The organism is Bradyrhizobium sp. SZCCHNR1043 (genome assembly GCF_032489675.1).
In the GTDB taxonomy this organism is placed as follows: domain Bacteria; phylum Pseudomonadota; class Alphaproteobacteria; order Rhizobiales; family Xanthobacteraceae; genus Bradyrhizobium.
The window spans coordinates 222780-235745 of the sequence record NZ_JAUEYN010000007.1 but is presented as its reverse complement, the minus strand read 5'-3'; the positions used below and the strand labels follow the sequence as shown (position 1 = coordinate 235745).

13 protein-coding genes are annotated in these 12966 nt (G+C 65.8%); 5 read left to right on the top strand and 8 right to left on the bottom strand.

The features are described 5' to 3' along the window. Positions 1 to 65 precede the first annotated feature (65 nt). Positions 66 to 881 (top strand): DUF4167 domain-containing protein, encoded by an 816-nt coding sequence (locus QX039_RS14455; RefSeq protein ID WP_315735262.1) that lies wholly within the window; start codon positions 66 to 68, stop codon positions 879 to 881. Between the two features lie 88 nt (positions 882 to 969). Here the strand turns inward: QX039_RS14455 and QX039_RS14450 are convergent, their stop codons facing one another. Continuing rightward, complete coding sequence (locus tag QX039_RS14450; protein WP_315735264.1) at positions 970 to 1746, bottom strand: class I SAM-dependent methyltransferase; 777 nt, start codon at positions 1744 to 1746, stop codon at positions 970 to 972. Positions 1747 to 1938: 192 nt separating this feature from the next. Between QX039_RS14450 and gloB the strand changes: the two genes are divergently transcribed. Next, on the top strand, positions 1939 to 2706 hold the full coding sequence (gene gloB / locus QX039_RS14445; RefSeq protein ID WP_315735266.1) for a hydroxyacylglutathione hydrolase: 768 nt from the start codon (positions 1939 to 1941) through the stop codon (positions 2704 to 2706). Between the two features lie 14 nt (positions 2707 to 2720). Beyond that, positions 2721 to 3155 (top strand): cupin domain-containing protein, encoded by a 435-nt coding sequence (locus QX039_RS14440; RefSeq protein WP_315735268.1) that lies wholly within the window; start codon positions 2721 to 2723, stop codon positions 3153 to 3155. Between the two features lies 1 nt (position 3156). On the opposite strand, the gene QX039_RS14435 is transcribed toward QX039_RS14440, so the two are convergent. From QX039_RS14435 to QX039_RS14420, 4 genes are all read right to left on the bottom strand, one after another. Then, positions 3157 to 5166 carry a putative bifunctional diguanylate cyclase/phosphodiesterase gene (locus QX039_RS14435; RefSeq protein WP_315735270.1) on the bottom strand — a complete coding sequence of 670 codons (2010 nt, stop codon included), beginning with the start codon at positions 5164 to 5166 and terminating at the stop codon, positions 3157 to 3159. A 229-nt stretch (positions 5167 to 5395) separates the two neighbouring features. Further along, positions 5396 to 6268: a DMT family transporter gene (locus tag QX039_RS14430; RefSeq protein ID WP_315735272.1), complete on the bottom strand. Its 873-nt coding sequence runs from the start codon at positions 6266 to 6268 to the stop codon at positions 5396 to 5398. Positions 6269 to 6419: 151 nt separating this feature from the next. Beyond that, positions 6420 to 7145 (bottom strand): beta-ketoacyl-ACP reductase, encoded by a 726-nt coding sequence (locus tag QX039_RS14425; RefSeq protein ID WP_315715178.1) that lies wholly within the window; start codon positions 7143 to 7145, stop codon positions 6420 to 6422. A gap of 271 nt (positions 7146 to 7416) precedes the next feature. Beyond that, positions 7417 to 8595 (bottom strand): acetyl-CoA C-acetyltransferase, encoded by a 1179-nt coding sequence (locus QX039_RS14420; protein ID WP_315735274.1) that lies wholly within the window; start codon positions 8593 to 8595, stop codon positions 7417 to 7419. A 383-nt stretch (positions 8596 to 8978) separates the two neighbouring features. On the opposite strand from QX039_RS14420, the gene phaR reads away from it, so the two are divergent. Next, positions 8979 to 9572 (top strand): polyhydroxyalkanoate synthesis repressor PhaR, encoded by a 594-nt coding sequence (gene phaR / locus QX039_RS14415; RefSeq protein ID WP_315735740.1) that lies wholly within the window; start codon positions 8979 to 8981, stop codon positions 9570 to 9572. A 20-nt stretch (positions 9573 to 9592) separates the two neighbouring features. On the opposite strand, the gene QX039_RS14410 is transcribed toward phaR, so the two are convergent. Further along, a complete protein-coding gene (locus QX039_RS14410; protein ID WP_315735742.1) occupies positions 9593 to 11260 on the bottom strand; it encodes a bifunctional diguanylate cyclase/phosphodiesterase in 1668 nt (555 codons plus the stop codon). A 306-nt stretch (positions 11261 to 11566) separates the two neighbouring features. On the opposite strand from QX039_RS14410, the gene QX039_RS14405 reads away from it, so the two are divergent. Further along, positions 11567 to 11848: a hypothetical protein gene (locus QX039_RS14405; RefSeq protein ID WP_315735276.1), complete on the top strand. Its 282-nt coding sequence runs from the start codon at positions 11567 to 11569 to the stop codon at positions 11846 to 11848. An 18-nt stretch (positions 11849 to 11866) separates the two neighbouring features. Here QX039_RS14405 and QX039_RS14400 read toward each other — a convergent pair whose 3' ends face one another. Together QX039_RS14400 and rpmF are read right to left on the bottom strand one after the other, a co-directional pair. Continuing rightward, positions 11867 to 12568, bottom strand: coding sequence for a hypothetical protein (locus QX039_RS14400; protein ID WP_315735278.1), 702 nt, complete (start codon positions 12566 to 12568; stop codon positions 11867 to 11869). A gap of 188 nt (positions 12569 to 12756) precedes the next feature. Next, complete coding sequence (rpmF, locus tag QX039_RS14395) at positions 12757 to 12939, bottom strand: 50S ribosomal protein L32 (protein ID WP_006610266.1); 183 nt, start codon at positions 12937 to 12939, stop codon at positions 12757 to 12759. Positions 12940 to 12966 lie beyond the last annotated feature (27 nt).

The following is a 12966-nucleotide window of genomic DNA, read 5'->3' as shown; positions in this document are numbered from 1 at the left end:
TCAGTGCTCACTATCAGTGCTCAGCAATCGGTGCTCCTAACGCAGGGTTGGAATAAAGGCAGGACATGAGAAACGGTCAGAACAACAAGCGGATGCGCAACCGGAACAGCGGCGGTAACAACAACAATAACCGGCGCGGCCAGAATCCGCTGACCAGGGTGTTCGAGTCCAATGGACCGGACATCAAGATCCGCGGTACCGCCTCTCATGTCGCCGAGAAATATGTCCAGCTTGCCCGCGACGCCCGCTCCTCGGGTGACCCCGTTGCCGCCGAGAACTACTACCAGCACGCCGAGCACTATTTCCGCCTGATTGCCGCCGCGCAGGAGCAGTTCCGCCAGAACCAGCCGCAGCAGCAACCGCGCAACGCCGATGACCTGACCGTCGACGACCTCGATGATGAAGGCGAGAGCTTCTCGCATTTCGGCCAGGAGCCCGGCTTCGTTCCGGCCCAGCCGCAGCCTCAACCCCAACCCTTCATGCGCGATCGCGAAGGCGGCCAGCGCGAGCGCGGCGACAACCAGCCCTATCAGCGCGAGCAGCAGCCGCGCGAGCATCGCGAGCCGCGCGAACACCGCGAGCCGCGGGAGCACCGTGAACCGCGTGAGCATCGTGAGCGGGAGCCGCGCGAGCACCGCGAGCGTCCGCAGCCCGTCCAGTACCAGCCCCAGCCGCAACCCCAGCCCGTCATCGCCGACAGCGGGGTCGATCGGTTGCCGTCCTTCATCACCGGCCCGCAGCCGCAGATCGCCAATGCCCCGGCCGCCTTCGAGGGCGCTGCCGAGCGCTATCCGCGCCGCCGCCGGCGTCCGCATGGTCCGCGCGGTGAAGCAGCCGCTGCTGCGCCGGCGCCGAGCGAGGACCTCAATCCGGGCGAATAGCGATTTCGCTCCGTCATGACGAAACGGGTGGGCCCTGAGCCCACCCGTTTTTCTTTGCGCTGAGAGGCACGCAGGGAGCGACCCGGTGTCATCCGTCACGCGACGGCAGACCGACCTCGCGGCGGCCGGAGCCACCGGATCCTGGGGCCGACGGTGACGGCGCCAGCACGGGTTCGAGTCGTGGGATCAGCCGGATGCGCTCGCGGCGCGCCGGGATCACCCGGTAGACCTGCTTGGTCGCCTCGACGATGTGGACACCGGCGAACGGCAGCGACAGCGCAGCGCCGACGCGCTCCCAGGCCATCGCCGATTTCAGGAACCAGCCACCGACCGGGGGCATGAACAGCGCCTCGCCCCAGCCGGTCGGCGTGAACCAGGTCTGCCGCAGCAACTGCGTGATCTGCGAGCGGGAATAGGGCCGGCCATGGCCGAATGGCGTGTTGTCGGTCCGCGTCCAGACGCCGCGCCGGTTCGGGATCACGATGATCATGCGTCCCGCCGGCGCCAGCACCCGCCACATCTCCCGCAGCAGCCCGGCCGGGTCGTCCGACATCTCCAGCGCATGCACGATCAGGATGCGGTCGACCGCCGCATCGGGCAGCGGCAGCGAGAACTCGTCCACCAGCGAGGCCAGGGTCGGCCGCGCCGTCGGCCATTTCAGCACCCCCTGCGCCGCCGGCATAAAGGCGATGCAGCGTTCGGAATCCTCGCGGAACAAGCCGAGATAGGGCGTGGGATAGCCGATGCCGAGCACCCGCTGCCCGGCCGCGTTCGGCCAGCGCGCGCGGATGCCGCGGTTGATCAAGAGCCGCGCGACGATCCCGAGGCGACCCGAATAGAAATTCCGCAGATCGATCACGTCCATGACGTCAATGTATCATGCGGGCGCGCGCTGCCACGCGCCGAATATTGCGTTGCGCCTCCAGCGTTAACGCCATATCTCTGCCCGGGACATCGGAGGCGCCCCGCAGCGCTGCGCCCGGGCTCCGCTTCCACGACCTTCTGGCATCGCGAGCGCTACCATCGTGCCTCGCCCGGTCCCGCCGACGGAGACATCATGGCCGCCGACATCCGCGTCTTCACCTGCCTGTCCGACAATTTCGGCTATCTGATCCATGACCCCGCGACCGGCGCGACTGCCTCGATCGACGCCCCCGAGGCCGGACCGATCGTCCGGCAATTGGACGCCGAAGGCTGGACGCTCACCGACATCCTGATCACGCATCACCATCACGACCACGTCGGCGGCGTCGCCGAGCTCAAACAGAAATATGGCTGCCGGGTGGTCGCGCCGCACGACAAGACGACGGCGATCGCCAACGTCGACCTGCGCGTCGCCCATGGCGATGTCGTGAAGATCGGCGAGCTGCTCGCGCGCGTGCTGGAAACGCCCGGCCATACGCTCGACCACGTCTCCTACGTGTTCGACGCCGACAAGGCGTTGTTTGCGGCCGACACGCTGTTCTCGGTCGGCTGCGGCCGCGTGTTCGAAGGCACCTATCCGATGATGTGGGACTCGCTTCTCAAGCTGCGCGCGCTGCCGGACGACTTCCGGCTCTATTGCGGCCACGAATACACAGCCTCGAACGTCAAATTCGCGCTCACCGTCGACGGAGACAATGAGGCGCTGAAGACCCGCGCCGAGGAGGTCACGCGGCTGCGTGCCGCCAACCGGCCGACCATTCCGTCGCTGCTCGGCGACGAGAAGACCGCCAACGTGTTCCTGCGCGCCGACGATCCGGCCGTCGCTTTGCGGCTGCGCATGAAGGGCGCCAGCGCCGAGCAGGTGTTCGGCGAGCTGCGTGAGCGCAAGAACAAGTCGTAAGGCTGAGGACGACGATGACCACGCTCTCGGCTGCCGACATCATCGCGCGCCTTGGTCTGCAGCCGCATCCGGAGGGCGGACATTTTCGCGAGACCTTCCGCGATCCGGCCGTGGACGCCTCCGGCCGCGCCGCGTCGACCCTGATCTATTTCCTGCTCGCCCGCGGCGAGCGTTCGCATTGGCACCGGGTCGACGCGGTCGAGACCTGGCATTTCTATGCCGGGGCACCGCTGACCTTGCGGATCGCCGCCGAAGGCCAGGCGTCGCAAATGACGACGCTGGGGATCGACCTCGCAGCCGGCCAGCAACCGCAGGCGATCGTCCCTGCCCATGCCTGGCAAGCCGCCGAGAGCACCGGCGATTGGACGCTGGTGGGCTGCACGGTGGCGCCGGGCTTCATGTTCGAAGGATTCGAACTCGCGCCGCCCGGCTGGGAGCCGGAGGTCTGAGTCAGGCGCTCGCGCCCGCGACCTTCGCGGCGGGCTCGGCGAAGCGCTGGCGCTCCTGGGCGAGGAAGCCGGAAATCGCGTCGGCCGGCATCGGCTTCGCGAAGTAGTAGCCCTGGATGTAGTCCGCGCCCAAACGCCGGAGGCTGTCGAGCTGCTCCTTGGTCTCGACACCTTCGACCACACACGAGATTTCCATGTCGGCGCAGAGGCCGGTCAGCGACTTGATAATCTTGTGGCTGATCGGGTTGGCATTGACGTCGCTCACGAAACTGCGGTCAACCTTGAGCTTGTCGAGCGGCAGCCGGTGAACGTGGCTGAGCGACGAGTAGCCGGTGCCGAAATCGTCCAGCGAGATACCGCAACCGATCGCCTTCAGCGCCGCGATCGACTGCTCGGCGCGGGCGAAATCAAAGGTGACGGCGGTCTCCGTGATCTCGAACTCGATTCGGCGCGGCGGAACGCCGCTGGCATGAATGACCGCCAGCAGCGGAAGAACACCGTCCGGCGAACAGATGTCGTGCGCGGAGAGATTGAACGACACGCGAATGTCGTCCGGCCAGGTCCGCGCCGCCGCGAGCGCCTTGACCAGCAGACAGCGCGTCAGGCTGCGGATGACGCCGATCCGCTCGGCCGCCGGGATGAAGCTTGCGGGCGACACCGTGCCCAGTTTGGGGCTGTGCCAGCGCGCCAGCACCTCGAATCCGGTGGTGCGCGAATTCGTCGCGTCCATGATCGGCTGAAACGCCAGATCCATCTCGGCTTCGAAATCGGCCGTGCGCAACAGGTGCTCGATCACGCTGCGGCTGCGGATCTCCGCCTCGAGCTCGGTCGAGAAGATGATGGCCTGGCCGCGGGCGCGGCGCTTGGCGTGGTAGAGCGCATAGTCGGCGCATTCGTACAGCGCATCCGCGGCCATGGCCGAGCGCGGATATAGCGCAAAGCCGGTCGAGCACGACAGGCCAGTATGCGTCGTGTCGAACTGATAGGGCAGCTTGATCAGCTCGGTGATCTGCCGTCCGAGGTTGAGCAGATCGTCGTCCGTGGGGTTGCCGGCGACCACCAGTCCGAACTCGTCGCCGCCGAGCCGGGCGAGATGGACCTGGCCGCCATGGCCGGCACAGGCGTCGCGGACGCGGCGCGCGGCCTCCATCAGCACGCGGTCACCGACCGTATGTCCATAGGTGTCGTTGATCGGCTTGAAGCCGTCGAGATCGATGATGCCGACGGCGAGCCGCGTGCCGTCCCGCTCGGCCTCGGCGAATGCCTGCGTGAGCTCCGAGAAGAAGCGGCGGCGATTGGGCAGATCGGTCAGCGCGTCCAGATTGGCGAGGCGGAAGTTTTCATCCGACAGCGCTTGCGTCGCGGCCTGCTCTGCGAGCAGCGATTTGCGGCTGGCGACGAGCGCGGCGAAATCCCGATAGTAGATGAACAGCACCGTGACCATGGCGCCGGACACGAGCAACTGATTGACCGCGATCGCACGCAGCGCGTGAACGCCCGTGGACATGAAGAAGATGACGTAGGGGACGATGACCACGAGGGTCACGATCAGCGCCGCGGAGCGCAAATGCATCAGGCAGAAGATGATGCCGATGACCGTGACCGCCATGTAGAACGCGACCTGCCCCTTGGCGAACGGATCGCCATAGGGAAACAACGCGAATGACCAGACGACGAACAGCGCCCCGATCGGGCCGGCGATCCGGTTGGTGACGCGCAGGTTGCGCAGCACCTCGGCGTCGTTGCTGGCGGCCTCGCCCTGCCGCAGCCACCACAGCATCCGCGCGCCGGTAATCGTCGATAGCAGGGCCGGCACCGAAATCGTGAGCCACGTCGGCGCCAGCGGCAGGAAGGTGTAGGCGAGCGCCAGGCTGTTGGTGATGAGAATGAAATAGAGCAGCGGCACCTGCTTCGAGAACGCCTGGAACTGCGCGCGCGTCAGCTCGGGATTGTCGGCGGGGACGCGAAACAACTCCCCCGCGCGGGCCATGTAACGTCTCACGTCCGGCATCGCCGCCCCGTTGTCAGCACCATTTGCCGCGAACTATCGCGCGGGACGGGTAAAGGGCGGGTTAGGTGCAGACCGCGCCAAACCGTAATCGGCGGTTGTGAGCTACCGGCCGGCGCGCTGGTTTTGCGCACGGTTAAGTGCGCATCAAGGATAACCGGCGGATTCGGGCCGCCGTACCGAAGTCCGCATGCGAGCGGGCACCGCCTGGCTTTCGCTCAACCTGACGCGGTCAGCGCTTGCGCAGAAGGAACATGTCCTTGGCCGCGACCAGACCGCCGCCGGCGATCAGCAGCGCCGCCACGGCGATGGTCGCGCTCGGCCGCGCGTAGCCGGCAACGATCAGGAACGCCGTCGACAGCAGCGGCGTCGCATAGGACGCCGCACCGAGCACCCGAATGTCGCCCCGCTTCATGCCGATGTCCCAGGCGTAGAACGCAGCACCCACCGGGCCGATGCCGAGACCGGCAACAGCGAGCCACTGCGTCGGGCTGTCGGGCCAGACCGTTCGCTCGACCGCAACATGGACCAGGGCCGCCAGCGCGGACGTCGCCAGGCAGAAGCCGGCGACCGCATCGGTCGGCACCGCCTTCAGACGACGCGAGAGCACCGAATAGATCGCCCACACGAACGCCGCGACGAAGGCGGCCGCAAGCCCCGGCAACTGGCTCGCAGCGAAGCTCGCACCGTTGCCGAGCAACAGCAGCGCGGTTCCGACGAGACCGATCGCGGCGCCGATGACGTGATGGACCGCCAGGCGCTCGCCAGGCAGGAAGGCCGAGAACAGCACGATCAGCAGCGGCCAGAGATAGTTCAGCAGCCCGGCTTCCGCCGGCGGCGCGAAGCGCAGCGCCAGGAAATACAGCGCGTGATAGCCGAACAGGCCGCCGACGCCCACGGCCCACGCCCTCGCCGGCTGCCGCAACACCTGCAGCCCATCCGGTCGACGCAACACACTGAGCAGGCCGACCGCGCCGCCGACAGCAAAGGTCATTGCCGCAAGCTGGAAGGCGGGGATCGTACCCGTCGCCACCGTCAACAAGGCGAGCAGCGACCACATCAGGATCGCGGTCAGACCGATCAGGGTCGCAGTTCGCTGGGACATCAGGCGGCAGGCTCCGTCACGGCCGGCTCATGCCGGCCACCACGCCTTCGTCCGTGCGGGAAGCGTCCAAGACGTGAATGCCCGCGGCGAGCGCGGGCGTTCGATTTCCTTAACCGCAGAAGGCGGCCGGAGGCAACGCCGCCGGCGCGGATCACACCATGTACTGGCCGCCATTGACCGACAGCGTCGAGCCGGTGATGGCTCCCGCCTCATCCGCCGCGAGGAACACCACGGCGCGCGCGATCTCCTCGGGCTCGCCGAGGCGCCCCACCGGAATCAGCGGCAGAATGGCTTTCTCGAGCACATCCTTCGGCACCGCCTGCACCATCTCGGTGTTGATGTAGCCCGGGCAGATCACGTTGACGGTAATGCCGGCCTTGGCCGTCTCCAGCGCGAGCGCCTTGGTGAAGCCGATGTCGCCGGCCTTCGCCGCGGAGTAGTTGACTTGGCCAAACTGGCCCTTCTGGCCGTTGATCGAGGAGATGTTGATGATGCGGCCGAACTTGCGCGCGCGCATGCCCTCGATGACCGGGCGGGTCATGTTGAACAGCGAGCCGAGATTGGTGTTGATGACGGCGCTCCACTGCTCGAGCGTCATTTTGTGGAAGGCCGTGTCACGGGTGATGCCGGCATTGTTGATCAGCACGTCGATGGGACCGAGATCGGCTTCGACCTTCTTGATGCCTTCGCCGCAGGCCTCGAACGAGCTGACGTCCCATTTGTAGACGGGGATCTCGGTCTCGCTCTTGAACTTCTCCGCAGCGGCATCGTTGCCGCCGTAATTCGCCGCGACCTTGTATCCCGCCGCCTTCAGCGCCTTGCTGATCGCCGCTCCGATACCGCGCGTCCCCCCGGTCACCAACGCCACACGTGCCATGTCGAATCCTTCCCTCGATGACTGATCGCACAGGACAACCTCTGGCTGCCACCGTGCATACCGTTGTTATTGGATCATGAAACGTCGTGCGACGATCAACTTGCCGCATGACCATCGATGCTCGCTCAACTCCATTTTTTTAGTGGTCGATTATGCGACGTGTTTGACGGACATCAAGAACAAAACGCCCGGCGAGATCGCCGGGCGTTGATCTTTAGTTGAGCTGGACGCGATTGCGAAGACTGAACGGTTCGCAGTCAGTGCCGGCTTTTTAGTCGCGTGCGACGCACAGCGCGATGCCCATGCCACCGCCGATGCACAGCGTCGCGAGGCCCTTCTTGGCGTCGCGCTTCTGCATCTCATGCAGCAGGGTCACGAGCACGCGCGCGCCGGATGCACCGATTGGATGGCCGATCGCGATCGCACCGCCGTTGACGTTGACCTTGGCCGGATCCCAGCCGAGGTCCTTGTTCACGGCACAGGCCTGCGCGGCGAACGCCTCGTTGGCTTCGATCAGGTCGAGGTCGGCGATATTCCAGCCGGCCTTCTTCAGCGCCGTGCGCGACGCCGGGATCGGGCCGGTGCCCATGATCTTCGGGTCGACGCCGGCCTGTCCCCAGGACACGATCCGGGCGAGCGGGGTCTTGCCTTCCTTGGCTGCCTGCTTGGCGGTCATCAGCACCACGGCCGCTGCGCCGTCATTGATGCCCGACGCGTTGCCGGCGGTGACCGTGCCGTCCTTCTCGAAGGCCGCACGCAGCTTGGCCATGGCCTCGACCGTCGCGCCATGACGCGGGTATTCGTCGGCGTCGACCACGGTGTCGCCCTTGCGGCTCTTGACCGTCACGGGCGCGATCTCGTCCTTGAACCTGCCGGATTTCTGAGCGGCCTCGGCCTTGTTCTGCGATGCAACGGCGAACTCGTCCTGCTGCGCGCGGGTGATCTGATATTGCTTCGCAACGTTCTCGGCGGTGTTGCCCATGTGATAGCCGTTGAAGGCATCCCACAGACCGTCCTTGATCATCGTGTCGACCAGATCGAGCGAGCCCATCTTCACGCCGGCGCGCAGGTATTGCGCATGCGCCGCCATGCTCATCGACTCCTGGCCGCCGGCAACCACGATGTCGGAGTCGCCATTGACGAGCGCCTGGTAGCCCAGCGCGACGGAGCGCAGGCCCGAGCCGCACAGCTGGTTGATGCCCCAGGCCGGGCTTTCCACCGGAATGCCGGCGGCGATCGAGGCCTGACGGGCCGGGTTCTGGCCCTGAGCTGCGGTCAGGATCTGCCCCAGAATGACTTCGGACACACGGCCCGGCTCGATACCGGCGCGTTCCAGTGCGGCCTTGATTGCGACAGCGCCCAGCTCATGGGCCGGAACACTGGCAAAGGCACCGTTGAAGCTTCCAACCGGGGTACGGGCGGCACTGACGATGACGACATCGTCTGACATGGGCATCTCCTGGGGTTCTTGATCTTGGACGTGAAAGCGAGGGCTTGAGAACTTGAGGGTATTTGAAATGAAAATGATCTTTTCAGTTCACGGTCGTGCCGGCCGTCCGCAAGCCCCGGATTGGCGAGTGCGAAACCTTCGCGCTTCATCCTGTTAACGTCGTTGCGACATGTCAATTGGCGGCATCAGCAATTCCTGTTGCAGCGCATTCAAATTGGGATGCTTGGCCGTTTCGTGAGCAAGATTTCTGCTGCGGGATTAACCGTTCCGCACAAAACCGTAGCCGAACTCGCCCGAAAGTGATTACGTTATTGCATTGCGTAGCTCTTCGCCCTGCGGCGACGCCGCCGGGTTCCCTGTTCTCGGTTTGCATGTGTGAGCTCATGGCGAAATCTGACCAACCCACCACAATCAAGAAATACGCGAACCGGCGGCTCTACAATACCGGGACGAGTACCTACGTGACCCTCGAAGATCTTGCCTCGATGGTTAAGAACGGGGAGGATTTCCTGGTCTACGACGCCAAGACCGGCGACGACATCACACGCTCCGTACTCGCCCAGATCATCTTTGAACAGGAGAACAAGGCCGGCCAGAACCTGCTGCCGACCACGTTCCTGCGCCAGCTCATCCGCTTCTACGGCGACAGCATGCAGATGGTGGTACCGAAATACCTTGAGCAGTCGATCGATACCCTGACCAGAGAGCAGGAAAAGTTCCGCAAGCAGATCGCTGACACCTTCAGCGGGACGCCATTCGCGCCGCTCGAGGAGCAGGTGCGCCGCAACATGGAGCTGTTCCAGCAGACCTTCTCGATGTTCAAGCCGTTCGCGCCGCCGGCCCGCGGGGAGGAAAAGGCGGCCGAGCCGACCCCGGCCGCCGACGACAACATCGATGAGCTGCGTCGTCAGATGAAGGAAATGCAGGATCGGCTCGACCGCATGTCCGAGCCGAAGAAGGACGAGCAGCAAGGCTGACGCCGAAGGCCGGCGGCCGATCAGCTCGCCGCCGGCAACTCGACCGTGCCATTACCGATCCACGGCCGATCGACCGAGGCGAGGCCGATCACCCGTCCCTGGATGTAGTCGCAGCCCCAGTCGCGCAGCAGCGCGACCGACGCCTCGTCCTGCACCCATTCCGCGACCGTCTTGATCTGCAGCCGTCGCGCCAGCTCGACCAGCGTCTGCACGAAGGCGCGGTCATCAGCCGAGCGCACGAGATTCTGCACGAAGGCGCCGTCGATCTTGACGATGTCGACGCCGAGCTTGCGCAGATTGCGGAACGAGGTGTGTCCGGCGCCGAAGTCATCGATGGCAATTCGGCTGCCGAGATCTTTCAGCCGCGTCACGAAGCCGCGGAGATCGTCGACGTCCTGGATCTCGACCGTCTCGGTGATCTCGACGATCAGCCGTTCGGCGACCCCCGGATGGGCGCGCATCATGGACTCGATCGAGGCCCACCAGTCCGGATCCATGGTGGTCTCAGGCGAGATGTTGAGGCTCAGGGTGACGTCGGGCGTGCTCGCAAGCTCCGCCACCACCAGCTCCAGAATGCGGTGATCGACCAGGCGGATCAGGCCGAGACGTTCGGCGACCGGCACCACGTCCGGCGCCAGGAGGGCCCGACCGTCATCCTGGCGCATCCGCACCAGGCATTCATAGAAGGCGGGCGCAAGCGTGTTGGCATTCACCACCGGCTCGAACGCCGTGACGATGCGCCGCTCATTGAGCGCGGTCACGATCTCATCGGTGACGCGGATGTTGACCTTGCGCTGCGCGTCGCGCTCCACGTTCGGCCGCCAGGTCGAGAACGATCCGATGCGGCGGCGCTTGGCGGCGTCGAGCGTCTCATGGGCGCGGTTGACCGCCTCCTCGACCGAGCGGGCGTGACGGGGAACGCTGACTGCGCCGATCGTCGCGGTGACGGCGACCGGACCAGACTTGGTCGGCACCACCTCGTCGCGCACCGTCGCGAGGAAGCGTTCGGCGGCGGTGTTCATGTCGTCCATCGTACAGTTCTTCAGGATCAACCCGAACTTGTTGCCCGAGAACCGCCCGAGCGTGTCGCCGCCGCGGAGCCGGCCCCGGATGCGCTGGGCGATCTCCAGCACGACGCCGTCGGCGACGTCGAAGCCGAAGGCGTCGTTGATGCGCGCGAGATGATCGATGCCGACCAGCATGAAGGCGCAGGAGAAGCGGAACCGCTGCGACTCCTCGATCACCTCGGCAAGCGTCGCCAACAGGTGCGTCCGGTTCAGCTCGCCGGTCAGCGGATCGTGGCGTGACAGCTTGAGCAGTTGCTCCTCGCGGGCGTGGCGCTCGTTGTTGATCCGCACGATGCCCTGGGCACGCGATGGCCGCCCATCGGGGCCGGCGAACCAGCAGCCGGTCTCCTCGACCCAGATCAGCGGCGCACCCGCGTGGGTGCGCACGCCATATTCGATCCGGTACGGCGTGCCGGCGGCGCCATGCAGCGGCGCCGCCTGGTGCATGATCTCGGAGCGGATGCTGCGGTCCGGCTCGATGAGCTTGCTGAATTCGGCGCCGTTGCAGAGTTGCGGCAGCGGAACGTCGGCAAACACCGCCCCGACGTGATCGCTCCAGACGATCACGTCGCTCGCCAGATCCCAGACGAAGGCAGCTTGGCCCAGGGACGCCAGGATCATCGCGGTCTGTGGCAATTCGGATGTCAAGATCGCCTCGTTTCGGCACAGGCCGGCAAGACCGGCGCTGATTTGGGAACGGCCGACGCGTATCAGCGCGAGCGGCGGCGGCCGACTTCGCGAATCAGACTACGCATCTCTGGTTAACGGAGAGCATGCCGAGGCGACGGGCGCGTGTCCGAGACGCGTCAACCATCTTTGGAACGTACAGCGCTCGACGCGCTTGGAACGGCATTGGCTTTGCGAGTTGGAATGGCGAAAGGCTCCGGCGTCCCATAACGTGACACGCGCGCCGGTAATGGTTGGGCAATGTTAACGATTGATCAGGACGAGGGCTGCCTGGACCGAACGGAGGAGACGTCGCGCTCGGTCGTGCTGCTGCCGGCCGGCACCAGCGACGAGCATCGCGCGCGCATGGTCCGCGCCTCCCGCCCCGACGCCAGCTTCGTCACCCATCTGATCGCGACCGCCGAGCACCTGCCACAGACCCGCACGCTGAGGCGTGCCGCGCCGGCAGACGTGCACAACGCCTATGCGGCGAGGCTTCAACCGGTGACGCGGGCCGTCGGCCGGACCCGGCAGGTGATCTGAGCGCGGCTCGCCTGCGCGTCAGGCCTTTGGCGTGTCGGTTTTTGGCGGCTCTTGGGCCCCCGGGCCGGTCACCTCGGCCTGCAACTCCGGGGCGGCGCCTTTCGGCTCCGCAGCAGCCGGTCGGGGCACCGAGCGATCGAGCAGCACCGATTCGGCGACCGAGGCCGCTGCCGGCACGGCATCGGTGGACTCCTCGTCGGGTGCAGGAGGGGCAGCGGCATCCGCCGGCTGAAGCTCCGCCCTGGCCGGTTCTTTGGCCGATTCTTCGATCAGCTCGGGCTCGGGATCAGAGATGGGCACGTCGGCAGGAACCGGCGCGGGAGCAGGCGCGGCTACGACGGCGCGGGCGGCGCGCTTGGTGCGCAGCGAGATGCCGCCGAAGAAATCGACCATCGCCAGCAGGGTCAGCAGCAGAAAGGTCGAATTCCCGAACTTCTGCCACATCACGAATTCCGCCGCGGCGCCGCCGAAGACCAGCAGCGACAGCAGATGATCGGTCAGATATTTCCCGTTCGGCTTCGCCGCCTTGATGATTTCGAGCAGCAGCAGCAGCACGCCCAGGGCCAGCAGCATGTCGCCGAGCGAGATCGTCCAGACCTCGCCGGACGGAAGCTGAAGGCGCAGCAGCGTCTCGCTGAAGGCGACCCCCGGCATCAGGAAGACGATCATGTTGTAGATCGCCAGCGGGATCAGCAGCAGCGGGAAACCGACCATGGACATCGGTTGAAGCCTTGGATGGCGCGGGCGGCGGCCCGGCGCAAAATCAATCGGTGCGAAGATGATGACAGCGAGACGGGATCACGCGACACAGATACGCAACGGTCCCGGCGAATCACGTCGCACGGGACCGCTTTCAACCCCATCGATGGCCGAATTCGGGCAGCTTGGAAAGCGGCCCGCGCGGACAATCAGGCGTCTTTCTTCTTCAGAACCTGGCGGCCCTTGTACATGCCGGTCTTCAGGTCCAGGTGGTGTGGACGACGCAGCTCGCCGGAATCCTTGTCCTCGACATAGGTCGGCTTCTTGATGGCGTCAGCCGAGCGGCGCATGCCGCGGCGCGACGGCGAAGTTTTTCTTCTGGGGACGGCCATATCGGTATCCTCTAGGGGTATTTCGGA

What these genes read in the sequence shown, in the direction of transcription:
- QX039_RS14420 (WP_315735274.1), bottom strand. Translation starts at nt 8,595, where the DNA reads ATGTCAGACGATGTCGTCATCGTCAGTGCCGCCCGTACCCCGGTTGGA.
- phaR (WP_315735740.1), top strand. Translation starts at nt 8,979, where the DNA reads ATGGCGAAATCTGACCAACCCACCACAATCAAGAAATACGCGAACCGG.
- QX039_RS14440 (WP_315735268.1), top strand. Translation starts at nt 2,721, where the DNA reads ATGACCACGCTCTCGGCTGCCGACATCATCGCGCGCCTTGGTCTGCAG.
- QX039_RS14455 (WP_315735262.1), top strand. Translation starts at nt 66, where the DNA reads ATGAGAAACGGTCAGAACAACAAGCGGATGCGCAACCGGAACAGCGGC.
- QX039_RS14435 (WP_315735270.1), bottom strand. Translation starts at nt 5,166, where the DNA reads ATGCCGGACGTGAGACGTTACATGGCCCGCGCGGGGGAGTTGTTTCGC.
- QX039_RS14400 (WP_315735278.1), bottom strand. Translation starts at nt 12,568, where the DNA reads ATGTCCATGGTCGGTTTCCCGCTGCTGCTGATCCCGCTGGCGATCTAC.
- QX039_RS14425 (WP_315715178.1), bottom strand. Translation starts at nt 7,145, where the DNA reads ATGGCACGTGTGGCGTTGGTGACCGGGGGGACGCGCGGTATCGGAGCG.
- QX039_RS14410 (WP_315735742.1), bottom strand. Translation starts at nt 11,260, where the DNA reads ATGATCCTGGCGTCCCTGGGCCAAGCTGCCTTCGTCTGGGATCTGGCG.
- QX039_RS14405 (WP_315735276.1), top strand. Translation starts at nt 11,567, where the DNA reads ATGTTAACGATTGATCAGGACGAGGGCTGCCTGGACCGAACGGAGGAG.
- gloB (WP_315735266.1), top strand. Translation starts at nt 1,939, where the DNA reads ATGGCCGCCGACATCCGCGTCTTCACCTGCCTGTCCGACAATTTCGGC.
- QX039_RS14430 (WP_315735272.1), bottom strand. Translation starts at nt 6,268, where the DNA reads ATGTCCCAGCGAACTGCGACCCTGATCGGTCTGACCGCGATCCTGATG.
- QX039_RS14450 (WP_315735264.1), bottom strand. Translation starts at nt 1,746, where the DNA reads ATGGACGTGATCGATCTGCGGAATTTCTATTCGGGTCGCCTCGGGATC.
- rpmF (WP_006610266.1), bottom strand. Translation starts at nt 12,939, where the DNA reads ATGGCCGTCCCCAGAAGAAAAACTTCGCCGTCGCGCCGCGGCATGCGC.